This window comes from Promicromonospora citrea (genome assembly GCF_013004695.1).
Classification (GTDB): domain Bacteria; phylum Actinomycetota; class Actinomycetes; order Actinomycetales; family Cellulomonadaceae; genus Promicromonospora; species Promicromonospora citrea.
The window spans coordinates 1-17,174 of record NZ_JABEMG010000097.1; the positions used below are offsets into that span (position 1 = coordinate 1).

Below are 17,174 nucleotides of genomic sequence, written 5' to 3' on the forward strand. Positions count from 1 at the left end.
GACGCGGCCCTGCTCCTCGAGGCGCTGCTCCGGCGGGACGCGACGGGCGGCGTCGCGCACCCGTTCACGCTGCGCGCGCCGTCGGCCCCGGCCGGGTCGTACCTGGCCGCGGCACAGCGCGCCGAGCTGCCCGGCGGGGCGCGCAGGGCCCGGATCGGCGTGACGACGTCGTCGGCCTGGGACGGGTTCTACGACATCCAGGTCTCCGCGGAGGCGCGGGCAGCGCTCGACGCGGGCGTACGCGCGCTCGCCGGGGCCGGGCACGAGATCGAGGAGACCACGCTCGCCCCGGCCCCCGAGTACGCGCCGGCGTTCCGCACCCTGTGGATGGGCGGCGCGTCCGCCGTGCCGATCGACGACCCGGGCACGCTCGACCTGCTGGAGCCCCTCACGCAGTGGCTGATCCGCTCCGGGCGGGCGCTGCCCGCGCGGCAGCTCGCCGAGGCCCTGCGCACGCTCACGGGCTACGAGCGTTCCCTCGTGGCGCAGGTCGGCGCGTACGACGCCGTCGTCACGCCCGCGCTCGCCCTCACGCCCCGCCCGGTCGGGTGGTACGACGCCGAGGACCCCGAGCGGAACTTCGAGCAGCAGTGCCTGTACACCCCGTTCACGTCGATGCTCAACGTGGCGGGGCTGCCCGCGGTGACGGTGCCGACGTCCTGGACCGAGCCGACCACGGACGCACCGGCCGGGCTGCCGATGGGCGTGCAGATCGTCGGGCGGCCGGGCGGCGAGGCGACGCTCCTCGCGCTGGCGGCCCAGGTCGAGGCCGCGCTGCCGCGCCCGCGGGCGTTCCCGCTCTGACCCGACCGCCGATTCGGGTCAGACCGAAAGAGGGTTCCCTCCCGGAGCGCGCGATGGTTTGATACCCCCAAGGGGTATCAACCGACGACGCGAGGAGACGGGACGATGACGGAGACGATCGGGGCCGCTGTCCCGGCCCGGCCGAGACGCTGGACCGGGACGTGGCCCGCCAACACCGCGTGGATCGCGCTCGGCGCGCTCACCGGCTTCGGCCTGCTGGTGGCCGGCGCCGCACCGGCGGGCCGCACGTGGCGCGAGGCGGTCGCGGAGGACCCGTACACGGCCGTGGGCGTCGCGGTGCTGTGCTACCTCACCGCGGCCGTGACGGGCGTGCGGTGGACGGGGTGGCTCGTCGCGCTGCTCGCGTCGGCGGTCTCCGTGGCCTCCGAGCTGCTCGACGTGCCGCGCTGGATCACGTTCGTGCTGGTAGGCGTGGTCCTCGCGGGGATCGGCCTGGCCCGCGGCCGCAGCGCCACGTGGCCGCAGGCGGCCGCGCTGGCCGGCTACCTGGGCGTCGGCACGGTCGCGCTGTTCCTCGAGCCGCGGCTCGGGCTCGCGCTGGCCGGCCTCGCCCTGGCGGCGCACGCCGTCTGGGACGTGGTGCACTACCGGCGTGACGTCGTGGTCAACCGGTCGCTCGCGCTCTGGTGCATCGGCCTCGACGTGGTCATGGGCGGACTCTGCGTGGCGCTCGCCCTCTGAGCGGGCGCCACGCCGGCGTCACACCTCGTCGGGCACGCAGCCGAACGCCTCGTCGAAGCCGAGCGCCGCGGTGGCCAGGAGCCCGGCCAGGCCGGAGCCCTCGGGCACGGGCCGCGGGTCGTCGGTCACGACCCAGAGCCCGTCGACGACGTCGTACCCCGCCTGCGGGCCCTCGACCACCAGGCGCTCGACGGCCGCGACGAGACGCTCGACCTCCTCGCCCGCCGTGCCGACGCCGACCGACGCGCGGACCGCGCCCGCGTCGAAGCCGAGGCGGCCGAGCAGCGGGTGGGCGCAGAACCGCCCGTCGCGGACACCGATGCCGTGCTCGGCGGACAGGTACGCGGCCACCAGTCCGGGGTCGTACCCGGACACCGTGAAGGTCACGACGCCGACGGGGTCCACGGCGTCGGCCCACACGCGCACCACCTCGACGCGGTCGATCGCCTCGAGGCCCTCGACGAGACGCTGCCGCAGCGCGCTCTCGTGGACGACCACCTCCGCCGGGTCGAGCGCGGCGAGCTCCTCGCACGCGGCGGCGAGCGCGACCGCGCCGACCACGTTCGGCGACCCGGCCTCGTGCCGGGCGGGGCCCTCGTGCCAGTCGGTGACGGCGGTGCGCACGCGCCGCACGGCGCCGCCCCCTGCGAGATAGGGCGTCCCCGCGTCGAGCCAGTCGCGGCGCCCCACCAGGGCTCCGGCGCCGAACGGCGCGTAGGTCTTGTGGCCGGAGAAGGCGAGGTAGTCGACCCCGGTCGCCTCGAGCGAGATGCGGCGGTGCGGCACGAGCTGGGCGCCGTCGAGGACGACGCGGGCCCCGTGCTCGTGGGCGAGCGCCACGATCCGGTCGACGGGCAGCGACTCCCCCGTGACGTTGGAGGCGCCGGTGAGCGCCAGGAGCGCGTAGGGGCGGCCGGCCGCCGCGTCGGCGAGCTCGTCGCGGATCTGCGCGAGCGTCTCGGCCACGGTGGGCCCGCCCGTGAGCACGGTCGCGCCCGTGGCGCGCTGCCAGGGCAGCAGGTTGGCGTGGTGCTCGACGTCGAGCACGAGCACGCGGCCCGGCTCGCCGTCGGGCTGGGCGGGCACGCAGCCGGCCAGCAGGTTGAGGGAGTCGGTGGTGTTGCGCGTGATGATCGTGAGGTCGTCCTCGCGGGCGCCCACGAAGGCGCCGACGGTGCGGCGCGCCGTCTCGTAGAGCGCCGTGCTCACCTGGGACAGGTAGCCCGCGCCGCGGTGCACGCTGGCGTACAGGGGCAGCACCTGGGTCACGCGGTCGGCGACGGCCTGCAGCGCCGGGGCCGAGGCCGCGACGTCGAGGTTCGCGTAGCCGACCTCGGTGCCGTCGACGAGCGGCACGCGGGTGTCGCCGCCGACGACCGGGCGCAGCGGGGCGAGGTGGGCGACCCCGGTGGGGCCGCTGGTACGGGTGTCGAGGGTGGGTGCGGACATGGCATCCTCCGGCACGGTCCTGGGGGACGCGCCCCCGCGCTTGCCGCACGCGGGACTGCGCACGGCCAGGTCGTCACCCGGGGCACCCCACCGCGGAGGGAGGGTTGCCGGCCAGCGAGCCGGGGCTTGGCGCTGGCGCTCATGACCTGCCGTCATCCTCAGGCGGGGGTGACGGGCCTGTCAACGCTGGTCTCAGATGCTGGTCCCAGCATCCGGTCGCACTGCCGCCAGGCCGGCGAGGCCCTGTCCGACCGCTTGCCGAGACGGCGTTCCACCTGGCGGACACGTGTCGTAAGGTGGCCTCGACCATCCCGAGCGGCCGAGTGACGTGGCACGTCGACGCCGCAGCAACCCAGCGTCCCGACGGGGACGGACGAGGGTGCTACCGCCACGACCGATGGAGGCCACCATGAGCGATCACGCGCACCCTGACGCCCGGCCCGCCGAGGGCTACTCGGGCGACCTCACGCCGCAGCAGGCCTGGGACCTGCTCGCGGCCGACCCGGACGCCGTGCTCGTCGACGTCCGCACCGACGGCGAGTGGCGCACGATCGGCGTCCCCGACACGTCGTCGCTGGGCAAGCAGCCCGTGTTCAGCGAGTGGGTCCAGGCCGGGGGCCGCCCCAACCCGGACTTCCTCGCCGAGCTGCAGCGCGCCGGTGTGACGCACGGGCCCGTCGTCTTCCTGTGCCGCTCGGGCCAGCGCTCGATCGGCGCGGCGCGCCTCGCGACGGCGTCGGGCATCTCGCCGTCGTACAACGTGCTCGAGGGGTTCGAGGGGGCGCCGGGCGCGGACGGCGTCCGCGACCAGCAGGGCTGGAAGGTCGCGGGCCTGCCGTGGTCGCAGGGCGGTGCCGCGGCGCCGGAGGGTGCCGCGTGACCGTCACGGGTGCCTTCCCGCCCGATGCCGCGCCGGGTGGCTCGGGCCGCAAGCCGCTGCCGCCCACCGTGCGCCCGCAGACGCTCGCGGTGCGCGGCGGCCACCAGCGCAGCGAGTTCCAGGAGACCAGCGAGGCGATGTTCCTCACCCAGGGCTACGTCTACGACTCGGCGGCCGACGCCGAGGCCGCGTTCCGGGGCGACCTCGACCGGTTCGTGTACTCGCGCTACGGCAACCCCACCGTGCACACCTTCGAGGAGCGGCTCCGCCTGCTCGAGGGGGCCGAGGCCTGCTACGCGACGGCGACCGGCATGTCGGCGGTCTTCACGTCGCTGGCCGCGCTCGTGAGCTCCGGCTCGCGCATCGTGGCGGCGCGGGCCCTGTTCGGCTCCACCGTGGTGATCTTCGAGGAGATCCTCAAGAAGTGGGGCGTACGCACCGACTACGTGGACGGGCACGTGCTGTCGCAGTGGGAGGAGGCGCTGTCCACCCCGGCGGACGTCGTGTTCTTCGAGACCCCGTCCAACCCCATGCAGGACATCGTGGACGTGCGCGCCGTCGTCGACCTCGCCCACGCCGCGGGCGCCACCGTCGTGCTCGACAACGTGTTCGCCACGCCCCTTCTGCAGAAGCCGCTCGAGCTCGGCGCCGACGTCGTCGTGTACTCGGCCACCAAGCACATCGACGGGCAGGGCCGCGTGCTCGGCGGAGCGATCCTCGGCTCCACGGACTACGTGACCGGGCCGGTGCAGACCTTCATCCGGAACACCGGCCCGTCGCTGTCGCCGTTCAACGCCTGGACCCTGCTCAAGGGCCTGGAGACGCTGCCCGTGCGGGTCGCCGCGCAGGGCGCCGGTGCGCTCACCGTCGCCCGGGCGCTCGAGGAACTGCCGGGCATCGGTGCCGTGCGGTACCCGTTCCTCGACTCCCACCCGCAGGCCGACCTCGCCCGGTCGCAGATGAGCGGCGGCGGCACGGTCGTCACGTTCGACCTCGCCGTGCCGGAGGGTGCCGACGCCGAGGAGGCGAAGAAGCGCACCTTCGCGTTCCTCGACGCGCTGCGCGTCGTCGACATCTCGAACAACCTCGGCGACGCGAAGTCCCTCGTCACCCACCCGGCCACCACGACGCACCGCAAGCTCGGCGCGGACGGGCGGGCGGCCGTCGGCATCACGGAGACGACGGTCCGCCTGTCGGTGGGCCTGGAGGACCCGCTCGACCTCGTCGACGACCTGGAGCAGGCCCTCGCGGCCGTCATCGCGCGCTGAGCCGCCCGGTTACAGTGAGCCGGTGGACCCCGTCGCCCCCTTCGCCGCGGTGCTGCGCGCCGACAACCCCGGACCGATGACGCTCGACGGGACCCGCTCGTACGTGCTGCGCGCGCCGGGCGCGGCAGGCTGCGTCGTCGTGGACCCCGGGCCCGACCTCCAGCCGCACCTGGCCGCCCTGGCCGACGCCGGCCCGGTCGAGCTGGTGCTCGTCACCCACCGCCACGCCGACCACACGGGCGGGCTGGCGCGGTTCCGCGCGCTCACCGGCGCGCCCTCGCGGGGCGCGTCGCCCGAGTTCTCCGCCGGCGCCCCACCCCTGAGCGACGGCGAGGTGGTCGAGGCGGCCGGCGTGCACATCGAGGTGCTGGCGACACCGGGGCACACCGCCGACTCGGTGTGCCTCGTGGCGACGGCGGGTCAGGAGGCCGCCGTCGTGCTCACGGGCGACACCGTGCTGGGCCGCGGCACCACCGTGCTGGCCGAGCCGGACGGGTCGTTGCGGGACTACCTGGCGTCGCTCGACCGTCTCGCGGCACGCGCCGGGGAGCTCCGCGCCGGGGCGCCCGTCGCCGGGCTGCCGGGGCACGGGCCGGTCGTCCCCGACCTCGGGGCGGTCGTGCAGGCGTACCGCACGCACCGGTCCGAGCGGCTCGACCAGGTGCGTGCGGCCCTGTCCGCGCTCGGGGCGACGCCGCCCGGCGCGGACGAGGCCCTGCCGGACGAGCTCCTGGAGGCCGTCACGGGCGCGGTGTACGCCGACGTCGACCCGTCGGTGCGCGCGGCGGCCCGCTCGTCCGTGCGCGCGCAGCTCGAGTACCTGCGGGGGCGCTGAGGCCGGTCGCCCGCCGGGCGGTGCGGGGTGCGGGCGGGCCGCATCAGGGCCGGCGTCCGCGTCAGAGCGGGCGGCCCAGGAAGAGCAGCAGCGGGTCGTCGGCGTCGGCGTGGGGCGGGTACGGCAGCACCGGCCGGTAGCCCAGCCCGACGTAGAGGCGCAGCGCCTCCGGCTGGCGGATGCCCGTGCCGAGGTACAGCGCTCGGCCGCCGCGCGCCCTGGCCTCGTCCTCGACGCGGCGCACGAGCGCCGTCCCCACGCCCGTGCGCCGGGCCGACGGGTCGACGAACACGCTGCGCATCTCGAACCCGCCGGCGCCGCGGGTCGCGCCGAGGCCCGCGATGCCGTGCAGCGGGTCGGCCGTGAGGTGCTCGGGCCCGGCCTGCGACGGCGCGAGGGTCGCGCACCCGACCGGCCGCCCGTCCGCCGTCGCGACGAACGTGGCCAGCGCGGTGCGCCCGCGCTCGGCGTCGACGGCATCGTGCCCGCCGCGCACCGCGACGTCCGGCACCATCTCGGGGTAGCGCTCCTGGTGGAACGCCCACATCGCGCGGCGCAGGGACGCGGCGTCGGGGTCGTCCCAGGGCACCTCGCGCAGCTCGACGGCCACCCGCGCGACCGGGCGGGCGGCGGGCGCGGGCCGTGCGGGCACCAGCCGCTTGCCGAAGCAGCGCGACCCGGGCTCCGACGACCAGACGCCGAACGACTCGACCGGGTCATAGCCCATGCGCAGGTACAGCCCCACGGACTCGGGCTGCATGAGCCCGGTCTCGAGGATCAGGTGCCGCGCACCGGCCGCGCGGGCGGCGTCCTCGACCGCCTCCATGAGGGTGCGGGCGAGGCCCCGGCCGCGGAAGCTCTCCGCGACGTACACACGCTTGACCTCTGCCGTGGCGTCCGGGTGCGTCCCACCGCGGTAGTCGTCGCGCCCGGACAGGTCCCGGACCGCGGCGTGCGCGGCCGCGACGCCGTCGACCCGCAGCAGGAGCGTGGCGAACACGTTCGACGGGTCCACCTGGTCGCGCGCGTCCGGCACCGGGAGGCCGTCCGGGCCGGTCTCGGGCGGCCGGCCGGGCTGCGCGTACCGCAGGTCGATCTCGTGCTGCTGCTCGGCACGCAGCCGGACGGCGTCGGGGTGGTCCCAGCGGACCGTCTCGATCGCGACGCCCGCGACGAGCTCAGCGGTCATCCGTGGTCACGCGTGGACCAGCGAGGACAGCACCGACGTGAAGAACGTCAGCCCGTCGGTGCCGGCGCGCGGGCCTTCCTGGGACGCCGGCCCGAAGCCCGGCTCGACCGCGTGCTCGGGGTGCGGCATGAGGCCGACCACGTTGCCGCGCTCGTTGGTGATGCCCGCGATGTCGCGCCGGGACCCGTTCGGGTTCCAGCCGTCGTACCGGAAGACGACGCGGCCCTCGCCCTCCAGCTCGTCGAGGGTGCGCTCGTCGGCGACGAACTGGCCGTCCTGGTTCTTGAGCGGCACCGTGATGCGCTGGCCGCGGCGGAACTCGTTCGTCCAGGCCGTGTGCGCGTTCTCCACGACCATCGCCTGCTCGCGGCACACGAAGTGCAGGTGGTCGTTCTTGACCATCGAGCCGGGCAGCAGGTGCGCCTCGGTCAGCACCTGGAAGCCGTTGCAGATGCCGAGCACCGGCATGCCGCCCTTGGCGGCGTCCACCACGGCGGACATCGCGGGCGCGAACCGGCTGATCGCCCCGGCGCGCAGGTAGTCGCCGTACGAGAAGCCGCCGGGCAGCACCACGGCGTCGACGTCGTGCAGCGACTCGTCCCCGTGCCACAGGGACACGGCCTCGGCACCGGCGAGCCGGACGGCGCGCGCGGCGTCCCGGTCGTCCAGCGTGCCGGGGAACGTGATGACGCCGATGCGGGCGCCGGTGATCGGCGCGGCGGCGGTCTCCTGGGCGACCGTCATCAGGCGTTCACCGGCTCGGCGACCTCGGCCGACGCGTCGGTCACCGACACGACGTCCTCGATCACCGGGTTGGACAGGAGAGTGGTGGCGGCCTCGCGGGCGGCCGCGAGGATCTCCGGCGTCACCTCGCCGTCCACCTCGAGCTCGAACCGCTTGCCCTGCCGGACACCGGAGAACTGGGTGAACCCGAGGCGCGGCAGCGCACCGACAACGGCCTTGCCCTGGGGGTCCAGGATCTCGGGCTTGGGCATGACCTCGACGACGACGCGTCCCACGAAGGCTCCTTGCTGATGGGCGGAATGGCGAGGGAGTTTCCCGGCAGCAGTCTACCGGCGTGCCGGGGCGCCTTCCCGTGCGGCGGACGTGACCTGCGCCGCGTCCCGCCGCGGGTCGGGCTACGGGACCGTGACCTCGCCGCGCTCGGCGCGCAGCGCGATGTCCGTGCGGTGCTGGGAGCCCTTGAGCTCGATCCGGGCGACCCCCTCGTAGGCGCGGCGGCGCGCGTCGGCCAGGTCGCTGCCGAGCGCGACGACCGACAGGACGCGGCCCCCGGCGCTGACCAGGTCACCGGTCTCCGACCGCGCCGTGCCCGCGTGCAGCACGTGCACGCCCGGCAGCGCCTCGGCGTCGTCGAGGCCGGTGACCGGGTCGCCGGAGCGCGCGGCGGCGGGATAGCCCTCCGACGCGACCACGACGGTCACCGACGCCTCGGGCCGCCAGCGCAGCGGCTCCAGGCCGGCCAGGGCGCCGCGGGCGGCCGCGTGCATGACCTCGGACAGCGGCGTGGCGAGCCGCGCGAGCACCGACTGCGTCTCCGGGTCCCCGAACCGCGCGTTGAACTCGACCACGCGGGTGCCGCGGCTGGTGAGCGCGAGCCCCACGTACAGGACGCCGGTGAACGGCGTGCCGCGCCGTGCCATCTCGTCGACCGTGGGCTGGGCGATGCGCGCGACGACCTCGTCCACCAGGCCCGACGGGGCCCAGTCGAGCGGCGTGTACGCGCCCATGCCGCCGGTGTTCGGCCCCTCGTCGCCGTCGTGGACGCGCTTGAAGTCCTGCGCGGGCACGAGCGGGACCACGGTCGCGCCGTCGCACACGCAGAACAGCGAGACCTCCGGGCCGTCGAGGTACTCCTCGACGACCACGCGCCCGCCGTCGTGCGCGCCGCCGTTCGCCAGGCACGCCGCGCCGTGCGCCAGCGCCTCGGCGCGGTCCGACGTGACGACGACGCCCTTGCCCGCGGCGAGCCCGTCGTCCTTGACCACGTAGGGGGCGCCGAACGCGTCGAGCGCCGCCTCGAGCTCGTCGGTGTCCGTGCACACGTGCGCCATGGCGGTCGGCACGCCGGCGGCAGCCATGACCTCCTTGGCGAACGCCTTGGAGCCCTCGAGCCGGGCCGCCTCGCCCGACGGTCCGAACACCGGGATGCCCGCGGCACGCACCGCGTCCGCGACACCCGCCACGAGCGGCGCCTCGGGACCGACGACGACGAGCTCCGCGCCGACCTGCTCCGCCAGCGCCGTCACCGCCGCGCCGTCCAGCGGGTCGACGGGGTGCAGCGTGGCCAGGTCGGCGATGCCGGGGTTGCCCGGTGCGGCGTGCAGCTCGTGGGCCGCCGTACCCGCCACGGTCTCCCGGTGCAGGGAGTGGACGATGGCGTGCTCGCGGGCACCGGTACCGATGACGAGGATCTTCACAGCGGGACGGTCCTTCTCAGGTGGGTCGGGGGTGTCTGAGCGGGCGGTGCCTCAGCGGGCGTGGATCAGGTCGTGGACGGGGATGATCTCGTCGCGCTTGGGCCCGACGCCGATCGCCGAGATCCGCGTGCCCGACATCTCCTCGAGCGCCTTGACGTACGCCTGGGCGTTCTTCGGCAGGTCCTCGAACGAGCGCGCCTGGGAGATGTCCTCCCACCAGCCGTCGAGCTCCTCGTAGATCGGCTTCGCGTGGTGGAACGCCGTCTGGTCGGTGGGCATCTCGTCGTGCCGCACGCCGTCGACGTCGTAGGCCACGCAGACCGGGACCTTCTCCATGCCGGTGAGGACGTCGAGCTTGGTGAGCACGATGTCGGTGAGGCCGTTGACGCGGGTCGCGTACCGGGCGATCACGGAGTCGTACCACCCGGTGCGGCGGGCGCGGCCCGTGGTGACGCCGTACTCGCCGCCGGTCTTGCGGAGGAACTCGCCCTTGTCGTCGAACAGCTCGGTGGGGAACGGCCCCTCGCCGACGCGCGTCGTGTACGCCTTGATGACGCCGATGACGGAGTCGACCCGGGTGGGCCCGATGCCCGAGCCGGTCACCGCGCCGCCCGCCGTCGCGCTGGACGAGGTGACGAACGGGTACGTGCCGTGGTCGATGTCGAGCATGGTCGCCTGGCCGGCCTCGAACAGGACGTTCTTGCCGGCGTCGAGCGCCTTGTTCAGCTCGACGGCGGTGTCCGTGACCATGGGGCGCAGCCGCTCCGCGTACCGGAGCAGGTCCTCCAGCGTCTCGTCCACCGTGATCGCGCGCCGGTTGTAGACCTTGACGAGCAGGTGGTTCTTCTGGTCGAGCGAGCCCTCGATCTTGGCGCGCAGGATCTTCTCGTCGAACAGGTCCCACATCCGGATGCCGACGCGGTTGATCTTGTCGGCGTACGCGGGGCCGATCCCGCGGCCCGTCGTGCCGATGCGACGCTTGCCGAGGAACCGCTCGGTCACCTTGTCGATCGTGCGGTGATAGGGCGCGATGACGTGCGCGCTGCCCGAGACGAGCAGGCGCGACACGTCGACGCCGCGCTCGATCAGCGCGTCGAGCTCCTCGAACAGGACCTCGATGTCGACGACGACACCGTTCGCGATCACCGGCACGACACCGGGCGACAGGATGCCGGAGGGCAGCAGGTGCAGCGCATACTTCTCGTCGCCGATGACGACCGTGTGCCCCGCGTTGTTGCCGCCGTTGAACTTCACCACGTAGTCGACGCGGGAGCCCAGGAGGTCCGTCGCCTTTCCCTTGCCCTCATCGCCCCACTGGGCACCGACGAGCACCACGCCTGGCATGGATCTCCACCTTCTCGGATTGCTTGGTCGCTCAGCCGCGTGCGCTCCGATGGCGCCGGCGAGCCGCGCCCGAGTCTACTTCGTGCCGGGCCGCAGGGCGCGGACGTCCTGCGCGGACGTGCCCGAGTCGGCCAGGAACGTGGTGCAGCGCTCGGCCTCCGCGCTCTCGCCGATGCGGTCGGCCGCCTCGGCGAGCGCGAGCAGCGCCCGCAGGAAGCCCTGGTTCGGCACGTGGTCGGCGGGGATCGGCCCCTGACCGCGCCAGCCGGCGCGGCGCAGGGCGTCGAGGCCGCGGTGGTACCCGGTCCGGGCGTAGGCGTAGGCCTCGACGTCGGCGGCGGGCGTGGTCGCCGCGAGCGCCGTCTCGGCCAGGACGGCCCAGACCAGCGACGACGCCGGGGCGGCCGCCGCGACGGCGACCGGGTCGTCGCCCGCGGCCAGCCGCTCGCGGGCCGGGGCGTGGTCGTCGGGCAGGTGGGTCGGCGCGGGTCCGGGCAGGAGGTTCTCGTGGGTGCTCACGGAGGGAATTGTCACACCCGCGCGCCAGAGAGGGACAAAGTCGGACGGACCGGGTTACCGGCGCAGGGCGCGGCGGCGGTGAATTTTGCCTTTCATCCGGTGCGATCGTGCAACAGTCGTTAGGCTCGACACATGATCGAGATCGCGACGTCTCCCACGACGACGACGCTCGTGATCGCCGGCGACCTCGACCTCGCCGAACGAGACCAGTTCCCGGAGATCGCGGCGCGCGTCGTCGGCCTGCGCCGGCAGCTGCTGGTCATCGACATGTGCCGGGTCACCTTCATGGACTCGACCGGCGCCGCGTTCCTCATCTCGCTGGCCGACGCCGGGCGCAAGCGCGGCGGGGCCACCGTCATCCGCGGGGCCGACGAGCGGGACCTGTTCGTGCTCGAGGTGTGCGGCGCGATGGAGCTCTTCCGCGTCGACGACGAGCACGCGTGCGAGCCGTCTGCTCCCGAGTCGGGCTTCGCGGTCGTGACCGGCCGCGACGACGACGGTGCGCCGTTGACGCACCGCGACGCCTCCACGGCGTAAACGTTATCCACCCGTCGCCTTGCCGAGGTAGTCAGTTGGCGAGGTAGTCATGGGGCGAGGTAGTCACGTGGCGAAGTAGTCATGTGGCGAAGTAGTCATGTGGCGAAGTAGTCATCGGGCCGCACAGCCCGGGCTCCCGCGACCAGGTGTCGAAGTGACTACCTCGCCACGTGACTACCTCGCCCCATGACTACCTCGCCAGGTGACTACCTCGGCGGGGGGGGTTACTTGGGTGGGGTCGGCTGGCGGCGGAGCTTGGCCCAGACCAGCTTGCCGCTGCCCGACGGGCGCCAGCCCCACTCCGCGAGCCGGTCCACGATCTGCATGCCGAACCCGCCCAGCCGGTTCGGGTGCCCGTCCGTCGCCACGGGCGGCGCCGGGTTGTTGTCCTCGACCTCGATGCGCAGGCCGTCGCCCGTGTCGTAGAGGCGCAGCGCGATGTGCCCCCAGCCGTGCAGCACGCCGTTGGCCACCAGCTCCGACACCACGAGCTCCGCCTGTGCCGACTCGGCGATGCCCCACGCCTGGCACGTGCGCAGCACGGCGTGCCGCGCACGGCCGATCGAGGACGGCTCGCTCGGCAGCATCCAGCGCCGCCAGCGCGGCGACAGCGCGGTCTCCCCCGCGTCGCCCGTCGGGTCGGGCACACGGACCACGACGATCGCGACGTCGTCCTCCGGGGCGTCCGCGAGGCGCGACAGGAGCTCCTCGCCCACGCCGGCGGCGTCGCGCGCCGTGATGGCGGACGCGGTCTCGAGCAGCGCCTCCAGACCGAGCCGGAGCGACCGGTCGCGCCGCTCGATGAGGCCGTCCGTGTAGAACAGGAGCGTGTCGCCCGGCTCGAGCCGGGCCTCGCCCGTGCTCCGGTCGCGCGAGCCGAAGCCGACCAGCGCGCCGCCGCCGTCGTCGAGCTTGACGACCGTGCCACCACGCAGCAGCAGCGGCGGCAGGTGCCCGGCGCGCGAGTAGCCGACGGTCCAGGTCTCCGGGTCCTCCTCACGCTTCAGCGAGGCGTACACCATGCTCGCCGAGCGCGGGATGCCCATGCCGGCCACGAGCTGGTCGACGCGCTCGAGCACACGGCTCGGCGTCGACAGCTCGAAGGCGTAGGACCGCACGACGGAGCGGAGCTGGCCCATGGTCGCCGCCGCCTCGACGTCGTGCCCCACGACGTCGCCGATGACGATGCCGACGAGCTCGGGCGAGATCTGCAGCACGTCGTACCAGTCGCCGCCCACCTGCGCGTGCTCCGCGTTGGGGGCGTAGTACGTCCAGACGTCGAGGCCCGCGACGTCGGCCTGCTCGGGCAGCATGGCGCGCTGCAGCGTCTCGGCGAGGCGGTGCTCCCGCGCGTACATGCGCGCGTTGTCGATCGCGCTGCCCGCGCGACGGGCGACCACCTCGATGACCGTGCGCAGGGTGTCGGGCTCCTCGAGCTCGACGTAGTCGCCGGACTCGTCCTCGTCGGGCACGATGACGACCAGGCCGAGCACGTCCCGGCGACCGGCCACGGGGTGCACGACGACGGAGTCCGGCGCCTTGCCGAGCTCCTCGGCGAGCCGGAGCGTCAGGTCGCGCTGCAGCCACCCCGAGGCCGAGTGCGGCGCGTGCGGGATGTCGAGGTGGAGCACCACCGGTCCGTCGAGCACGCCGTCCAGCACGTCCTGCACCGAGTCGACGACCTCGAGGATCGGCATGGGGCCCGTCGTCACCGAGTCGCCCAGCGCGTCCGTCTGCGGACGGCGGCGCAACGACTTGTCGGCGACGTTGTCGCCCTCGATGTACCGCGCGTGCCTGCGCCCGCGCCCGCTCGGCGGTGCGGCGACGTCGATGCCCGCCGCGTGCTTGAGCCCGTCGTCGTTCACGTAGAAGCCGGCCCAGGGGACCATCGACTGCAACAGCTCCGCGATGTCCCGCAGCGCGTACGGGTACTCCAGGTCCGTGAGGATCTCGGTGGTCTGCGCGATGAGGTCGAGGTCCTCCCGCTGCTGACGCTCGACCTCGAGGCTCGCGAGCTGCGCCTGGTGGCGCTCCATGTGGTCGGACACGTCCACGCTGAAGCCGACCCAGTGCGTGATGCGGTCGCCGTGGCCCGCGCGCACGGGCGTGAGGGTGAGTTGCGCCCACCCGTGCGTGCCGCCGCGCACGTGCGAGCGCACGGTCGCGTTGACCTCCTGGCCCGCGTTGACCAGCTCGGTCATGCGCTCGAGCTCCCCGGGCTCGACGAGCATCTCGCCGAGCCGGCGGACCGTGAACCCGGCGAAGTCGCTGAACCGCACGCCCGCGTAGCGCTCGAACGCGCCGTTGGCCCACAGCATGGGCATGCCGTCCTCGGTCGGGCCCGTGAGGAACACGGGGATGCCCACGTTGACGGCGGCGCGCAGCACGACGTCGCCGATCGACGGCGGGAGCGTGCGCGGGATGCCCGTGCTGGCCAGGTCCCGGCGCGACGTCACGGGGTGCGTGTGCCGGTGGGACTCCACCGGCTGGGCCCTGTGGGCGCCGGGGCGCGAGCCGTCCTGCCTGCCCGGAGGGGGCGTGTCGGCGGCGGCCGGTGCGGCGGTACGCCCGAAGCGGAAGCCCGTGTCGTCCGGCGGCTCGGAGGAGGCCGCGGGAGGTCTCCCCTGGTTCCCGCCGAGGCCGAACACGGAGAGGCCGGGGTGCCGGAGGTGGGGTGAGGGCGGAGTCAGACCGGAGGAATCGGTCAAAATGCCCTCCCATCCGTGTCTATCGCTCGAGGTGCTGTTCCGACAGGCCATTCAACCGTAGATTGGGACGGTCCGAGATCTGAAGGACAACCTCTATCATCGGACCGACACAGCGCCACCACCATTGCTCCCGGAAGGAGAACCGTGCAGGACGGAACTTACGACCCCCCGCGCGGTCCGCAGGGCGGGAGCCCCCAGGACCCCGGACCACAGAACGCAGAGATCGGGGAGCCCGCGAGCATCCACGTCATCGTGGGCAAGTCCAGGGCACGGATCGTGCTGTCGGGCGAGATCGACGCGGACATCGGCGGTGACCTGCACGAGGCGACGGCGGCCGCGGAGGAGTCGCGTCTGCCGGTGGAGATCGACGCGCACCACGTGACCTTCATGGACTCGTCGGGGGTGGCGTTCCTCGCGCGTCTCGCGAGCCGCAGCCCGCACCGCGTGCGGGTGCTGCGCGCCCCGCCCACCGTCCGCTTCCTGCTGGAGGTGACGCGGATCGGCGACCTGCTCGACATCGTCGACGAGGACCCGGGCTTCGAGCTGGACGACGACGGTCCGGCGGGCCCGCCGCCCGGCGACCACGCGCCGGCCGGCGTCGGCGGTCCGACGACCCCGTAGCGCTCGGCCCGAGCCGCTGCCGAGGTAGTCACGTGGCGAAGTAGTCGTGGGGCGGAGGTGCTGATCAGCGCCTCCGCCCCACGTCCGTCTCGCCAGGTGACTACCTCGCCAGGTGACTACCTCGGCGGGGTAGGGGGCGGGTCAGAGCTTCTGGCCCGCCGAGCGGAGCTGCTCGCACGCCTCGACGATGCGGGCAGCCATGCCGGCCTCGGCCGCCTTGCCCCAGGCGCGCGGGTCGTAGGCCTTCTTGTTGCCCACCTCGCCGTCGATCTTGAGCACGCCGTCGTAGTTCTTGAACATGTGCTCGACCACGGGACGCGTGAACGCGTACTGCGTGTCGGTGTCGATGTTCATCTTGATGACGCCGTTGTCGACGGCCGCGGAGATCTCCTCCGCCGTCGACCCCGAACCGCCGTGGAAGACCAGGTCGAACGGCATCTCCTTGCCGATCTCCGCGCCGACCGCCTTCTGGATGTCCAGCAGGATCTCCGGGCGCAGCTTGACGGCACCCGGCTTGTAGACGCCGTGCACGTTGCCGAAGGTCAGGGCCGTGAGGTAGCGGCCCTTCTCGCCCGAGCCGAGCGCCTTGACCGTGGCGAGGCCGTCCTCGACCGTCGTGTACAGCTTGTCGTTGATCTCGGCGGTGTGGCCGTCCTCCTCGCCACCGACGACGCCGATCTCGATCTCGAGGATCGTGCGGGCCGCCTGCGAGAGCTCGAGCAGCTCCGTGGCGATGGTGAGGTTCTCGTCCAGCGGCACGGTCGAGCCGTCGAACATGTGCGACTGGAACGTCGGCAGGCCGCCGTTCTTCACCTGCTCCGCCTCGATGGCGAGCAGCGGCTTGACCCAGGAGTCCAGCTTGTCCGCGGTGCAGTGGTCCGTGTGGATGGCGATGTTGACGCCGTAGCCCTTGGCCACCTCGTGGGCGTACGCCGCGAGGGCCAGCGAGCCCGAGACCCTGTCCTTGACCGTCGAGCCGGACGCGTACTCGCCGCCACCGACGGAGACCTGGATGATGCCGTCCGACTCCGCCTCGGCAAAGCCCCGCAGGGCAGCGGTGACGGTCTGCGACGAGGTGATGTTGACCGCGGGGTAGGCGAACCTGCCGGCCTTCGCCCGGTCGATCATCTCGGCGTAGACCTCAGGGGTTGCGATGGGCATCTGCGAAACTCCAAACGGATGATGAGGTGGGCGGTCGCACGAGTGTCCAAGGCCGCCCGGGGATGCACCATCGATCTTGCCACGATCCACCACCCGCCGTGTGCGGCCGCTCGACAGCCGAACGGCTGAAACACTGTGCTCTTCGGCTTGTTCGACCGCCGATCACGGCACCGGGGGCGTCCGGCCGTCCTCGATCATGTCCGCGACGCGGGCCTTCGCCTCGCCCTGGCCGACGTCCCACAGCTCCGCCAGCCGCTCGGCGTCGGCGGGGGTGTACCCGGCGTCCCTGAAGGTGTCGAGCTGCTCCGGCGTGGGCCATACGTCCGCGGCCGGAGCCGGCCCGGCCGACCCCGGCGCGACCGGCGGCATCGCGCCGTCGAGGAGCATCTGCCCGGCCCGTGCCTTGGTCTCCAGCGACTCGGTGCCCCACAGCTCGTCCAGCGTCGCGAGGTCCTGAGCCGTGTACCCGGCGCCCCAGAACGCGTCGTGCTGGGCGCGCGTGTACCCGGCGGGCATGGAGGTCCAGTCGACGCCGACGGCCTGCGCCACGCCGTCGACCACGGCGGCGAAGCCGGAGTACGGGTCCGCGGCGGCAGCCGCCGTCGAGCACCCCGCGACCACGACCGACGAGAAGACCCCGGCGAGCGCGATCCGGCCCGCGCGCCGGGCCGGGCGCGTGCCGGGCCGCACGGCCGGGGGCGCGGACGTGGCGTCCC

17 protein-coding genes and 1 riboswitch are annotated in these 17,174 nt (G+C 73.9%); of the genes, 7 read left to right on the forward strand and 10 right to left on the reverse strand.

Annotated features, from left to right (window positions below; translation table 11 throughout):
• Both HLB15_RS16820 and HLB15_RS16825 read left to right on the forward strand, forming a co-directional pair.
• The coding region (locus tag HLB15_RS16820) for an amidase family protein (protein ID WP_249360251.1) at positions 1-804 on the forward strand (804 nt) is incomplete at its 5' end.
• A gap of 105 nt (positions 805-909) precedes the next feature.
• On the forward strand, positions 910-1,506 hold the full coding sequence (locus tag HLB15_RS16825; RefSeq protein ID WP_171106912.1) for a hypothetical protein: 597 nt from the start codon (positions 910-912) through the stop codon (positions 1,504-1,506).
• Positions 1,507-1,524: 18 nt separating this feature from the next.
• On the opposite strand, the gene HLB15_RS16830 is transcribed toward HLB15_RS16825, so the two are convergent.
• Positions 1,525-2,955, reverse strand: coding sequence for an aminotransferase class V-fold PLP-dependent enzyme (locus tag HLB15_RS16830; RefSeq protein ID WP_212759990.1), 1,431 nt, complete (start codon positions 2,953-2,955; stop codon positions 1,525-1,527).
• 31 nt (positions 2,956-2,986) lie between these two features.
• Positions 2,987-3,102, reverse strand: a riboswitch (SAM riboswitch).
• Between the two features lie 262 nt (positions 3,103-3,364).
• Here HLB15_RS16830 and HLB15_RS16835 point away from each other — a divergent pair.
• The 3 genes from HLB15_RS16835 (at position 3,365) to HLB15_RS16845 (ending at position 5,938) form a co-directional block, all read left to right on the forward strand.
• Positions 3,365-3,835, forward strand: a complete 471-nt coding sequence (locus HLB15_RS16835; protein WP_171106913.1) for a rhodanese-like domain-containing protein — start codon at positions 3,365-3,367, stop codon at positions 3,833-3,835.
• Positions 3,832-5,103 carry an O-succinylhomoserine sulfhydrylase gene (locus HLB15_RS16840; protein ID WP_171106914.1) on the forward strand — a complete coding sequence of 424 codons (1,272 nt, stop codon included), beginning with the start codon at positions 3,832-3,834 and terminating at the stop codon, positions 5,101-5,103. The genes HLB15_RS16835 and HLB15_RS16840 overlap by 4 nt, the downstream gene beginning before the upstream one ends.
• Before the next feature lie 76 nt (positions 5,104-5,179).
• Entirely contained in the window at positions 5,180-5,938 is a 759-nt protein-coding gene (locus HLB15_RS16845; RefSeq protein ID WP_171106924.1) for an MBL fold metallo-hydrolase, read from the forward strand.
• Between the two features lie 61 nt (positions 5,939-5,999).
• Here HLB15_RS16845 and HLB15_RS16850 read toward each other — a convergent pair whose 3' ends face one another.
• The 6 genes from HLB15_RS16850 to HLB15_RS16875 all read right to left on the reverse strand — a co-directional run bounded on the left by HLB15_RS16850 (position 6,000) and on the right by HLB15_RS16875 (position 11,431).
• The gene (locus tag HLB15_RS16850) at positions 6,000-7,127 is read right to left on the reverse strand and encodes a GNAT family N-acetyltransferase (RefSeq protein ID WP_171106915.1); all 1,128 of its coding nucleotides are present in this window, start codon (positions 7,125-7,127) and stop codon (positions 6,000-6,002) included.
• Positions 7,128-7,133: 6 nt separating this feature from the next.
• Entirely contained in the window at positions 7,134-7,871 is a 738-nt protein-coding gene (gene purQ / locus HLB15_RS16855; RefSeq protein WP_171106916.1) for a phosphoribosylformylglycinamidine synthase subunit PurQ, read from the reverse strand.
• Entirely contained in the window at positions 7,871-8,146 is a 276-nt protein-coding gene (gene purS / locus HLB15_RS16860) for a phosphoribosylformylglycinamidine synthase subunit PurS (protein ID WP_171106917.1), read from the reverse strand. Before purS ends, purQ begins: the two co-directional genes overlap by 1 nt.
• Before the next feature lie 120 nt (positions 8,147-8,266).
• Complete coding sequence (gene purD, locus HLB15_RS16865; RefSeq protein ID WP_171106918.1) at positions 8,267-9,568, reverse strand: phosphoribosylamine--glycine ligase; 1,302 nt, start codon at positions 9,566-9,568, stop codon at positions 8,267-8,269.
• A gap of 51 nt (positions 9,569-9,619) precedes the next feature.
• Positions 9,620-10,912: an adenylosuccinate synthase gene (locus HLB15_RS16870; protein ID WP_171106919.1), complete on the reverse strand. Its 1,293-nt coding sequence runs from the start codon at positions 10,910-10,912 to the stop codon at positions 9,620-9,622.
• Positions 10,913-10,987: 75 nt separating this feature from the next.
• Positions 10,988-11,431: a DUF3151 domain-containing protein gene (locus HLB15_RS16875; protein WP_171106920.1), complete on the reverse strand. Its 444-nt coding sequence runs from the start codon at positions 11,429-11,431 to the stop codon at positions 10,988-10,990.
• 132 nt (positions 11,432-11,563) lie between these two features.
• Here HLB15_RS16875 and HLB15_RS16880 point away from each other — a divergent pair, with 132 nt between their 5' ends.
• Positions 11,564-11,968: an STAS domain-containing protein gene (locus HLB15_RS16880; RefSeq protein WP_171106921.1), complete on the forward strand. Its 405-nt coding sequence runs from the start codon at positions 11,564-11,566 to the stop codon at positions 11,966-11,968.
• Between the two features lie 224 nt (positions 11,969-12,192).
• Here HLB15_RS16880 and HLB15_RS16885 read toward each other — a convergent pair whose 3' ends face one another.
• Positions 12,193-14,424 carry an ATP-binding SpoIIE family protein phosphatase gene (locus HLB15_RS16885; protein WP_229784899.1) on the reverse strand — a complete coding sequence of 744 codons (2,232 nt, stop codon included), beginning with the start codon at positions 14,422-14,424 and terminating at the stop codon, positions 12,193-12,195.
• A 396-nt stretch (positions 14,425-14,820) separates the two neighbouring features.
• Between HLB15_RS16885 and HLB15_RS16890 the strand changes: the two genes are divergently transcribed.
• The gene (locus HLB15_RS16890) at positions 14,821-15,297 is read left to right on the forward strand and encodes an STAS domain-containing protein (protein WP_229784900.1); all 477 of its coding nucleotides are present in this window, start codon (positions 14,821-14,823) and stop codon (positions 15,295-15,297) included.
• Positions 15,298-15,438: 141 nt separating this feature from the next.
• Here the strand turns inward: HLB15_RS16890 and fbaA are convergent, their stop codons facing one another.
• Together fbaA and HLB15_RS16900 are read right to left on the reverse strand one after the other, a co-directional pair.
• On the reverse strand, positions 15,439-16,458 hold the full coding sequence (gene fbaA / locus HLB15_RS16895; protein ID WP_171106922.1) for a class II fructose-bisphosphate aldolase: 1,020 nt from the start codon (positions 16,456-16,458) through the stop codon (positions 15,439-15,441).
• A 162-nt stretch (positions 16,459-16,620) separates the two neighbouring features.
• Positions 16,621-17,174 (reverse strand): hypothetical protein (locus HLB15_RS16900; RefSeq protein ID WP_212759991.1); only part of this gene is annotated, 554 nt, incomplete at its 5' end.

Excerpts from the sequence above, each read along its gene's own strand:
- HLB15_RS16850 (WP_171106915.1), bottom strand. The coding sequence starts at position 7,127 with ATGACCGCTGAGCTCGTCGCGGGCGTCGCGATCGAGACGGTCCGCTGG.
- HLB15_RS16825 (WP_171106912.1), top strand. The coding sequence starts at position 910 with ATGACGGAGACGATCGGGGCCGCTGTCCCGGCCCGGCCGAGACGCTGG.
- fbaA (WP_171106922.1), bottom strand. The coding sequence starts at position 16,458 with ATGCCCATCGCAACCCCTGAGGTCTACGCCGAGATGATCGACCGGGCG.
- HLB15_RS16845 (WP_171106924.1), top strand. The coding sequence starts at position 5,180 with ATGACGCTCGACGGGACCCGCTCGTACGTGCTGCGCGCGCCGGGCGCG.
- HLB15_RS16830 (WP_212759990.1), bottom strand. The coding sequence starts at position 2,955 with ATGTCCGCACCCACCCTCGACACCCGTACCAGCGGCCCCACCGGGGTC.
- HLB15_RS16880 (WP_171106921.1), top strand. The coding sequence starts at position 11,564 with ATGATCGAGATCGCGACGTCTCCCACGACGACGACGCTCGTGATCGCC.
- HLB15_RS16835 (WP_171106913.1), top strand. The coding sequence starts at position 3,365 with ATGAGCGATCACGCGCACCCTGACGCCCGGCCCGCCGAGGGCTACTCG.
- HLB15_RS16870 (WP_171106919.1), bottom strand. The coding sequence starts at position 10,912 with ATGCCAGGCGTGGTGCTCGTCGGTGCCCAGTGGGGCGATGAGGGCAAG.
- purQ (WP_171106916.1), bottom strand. The coding sequence starts at position 7,871 with ATGACGGTCGCCCAGGAGACCGCCGCCGCGCCGATCACCGGCGCCCGC.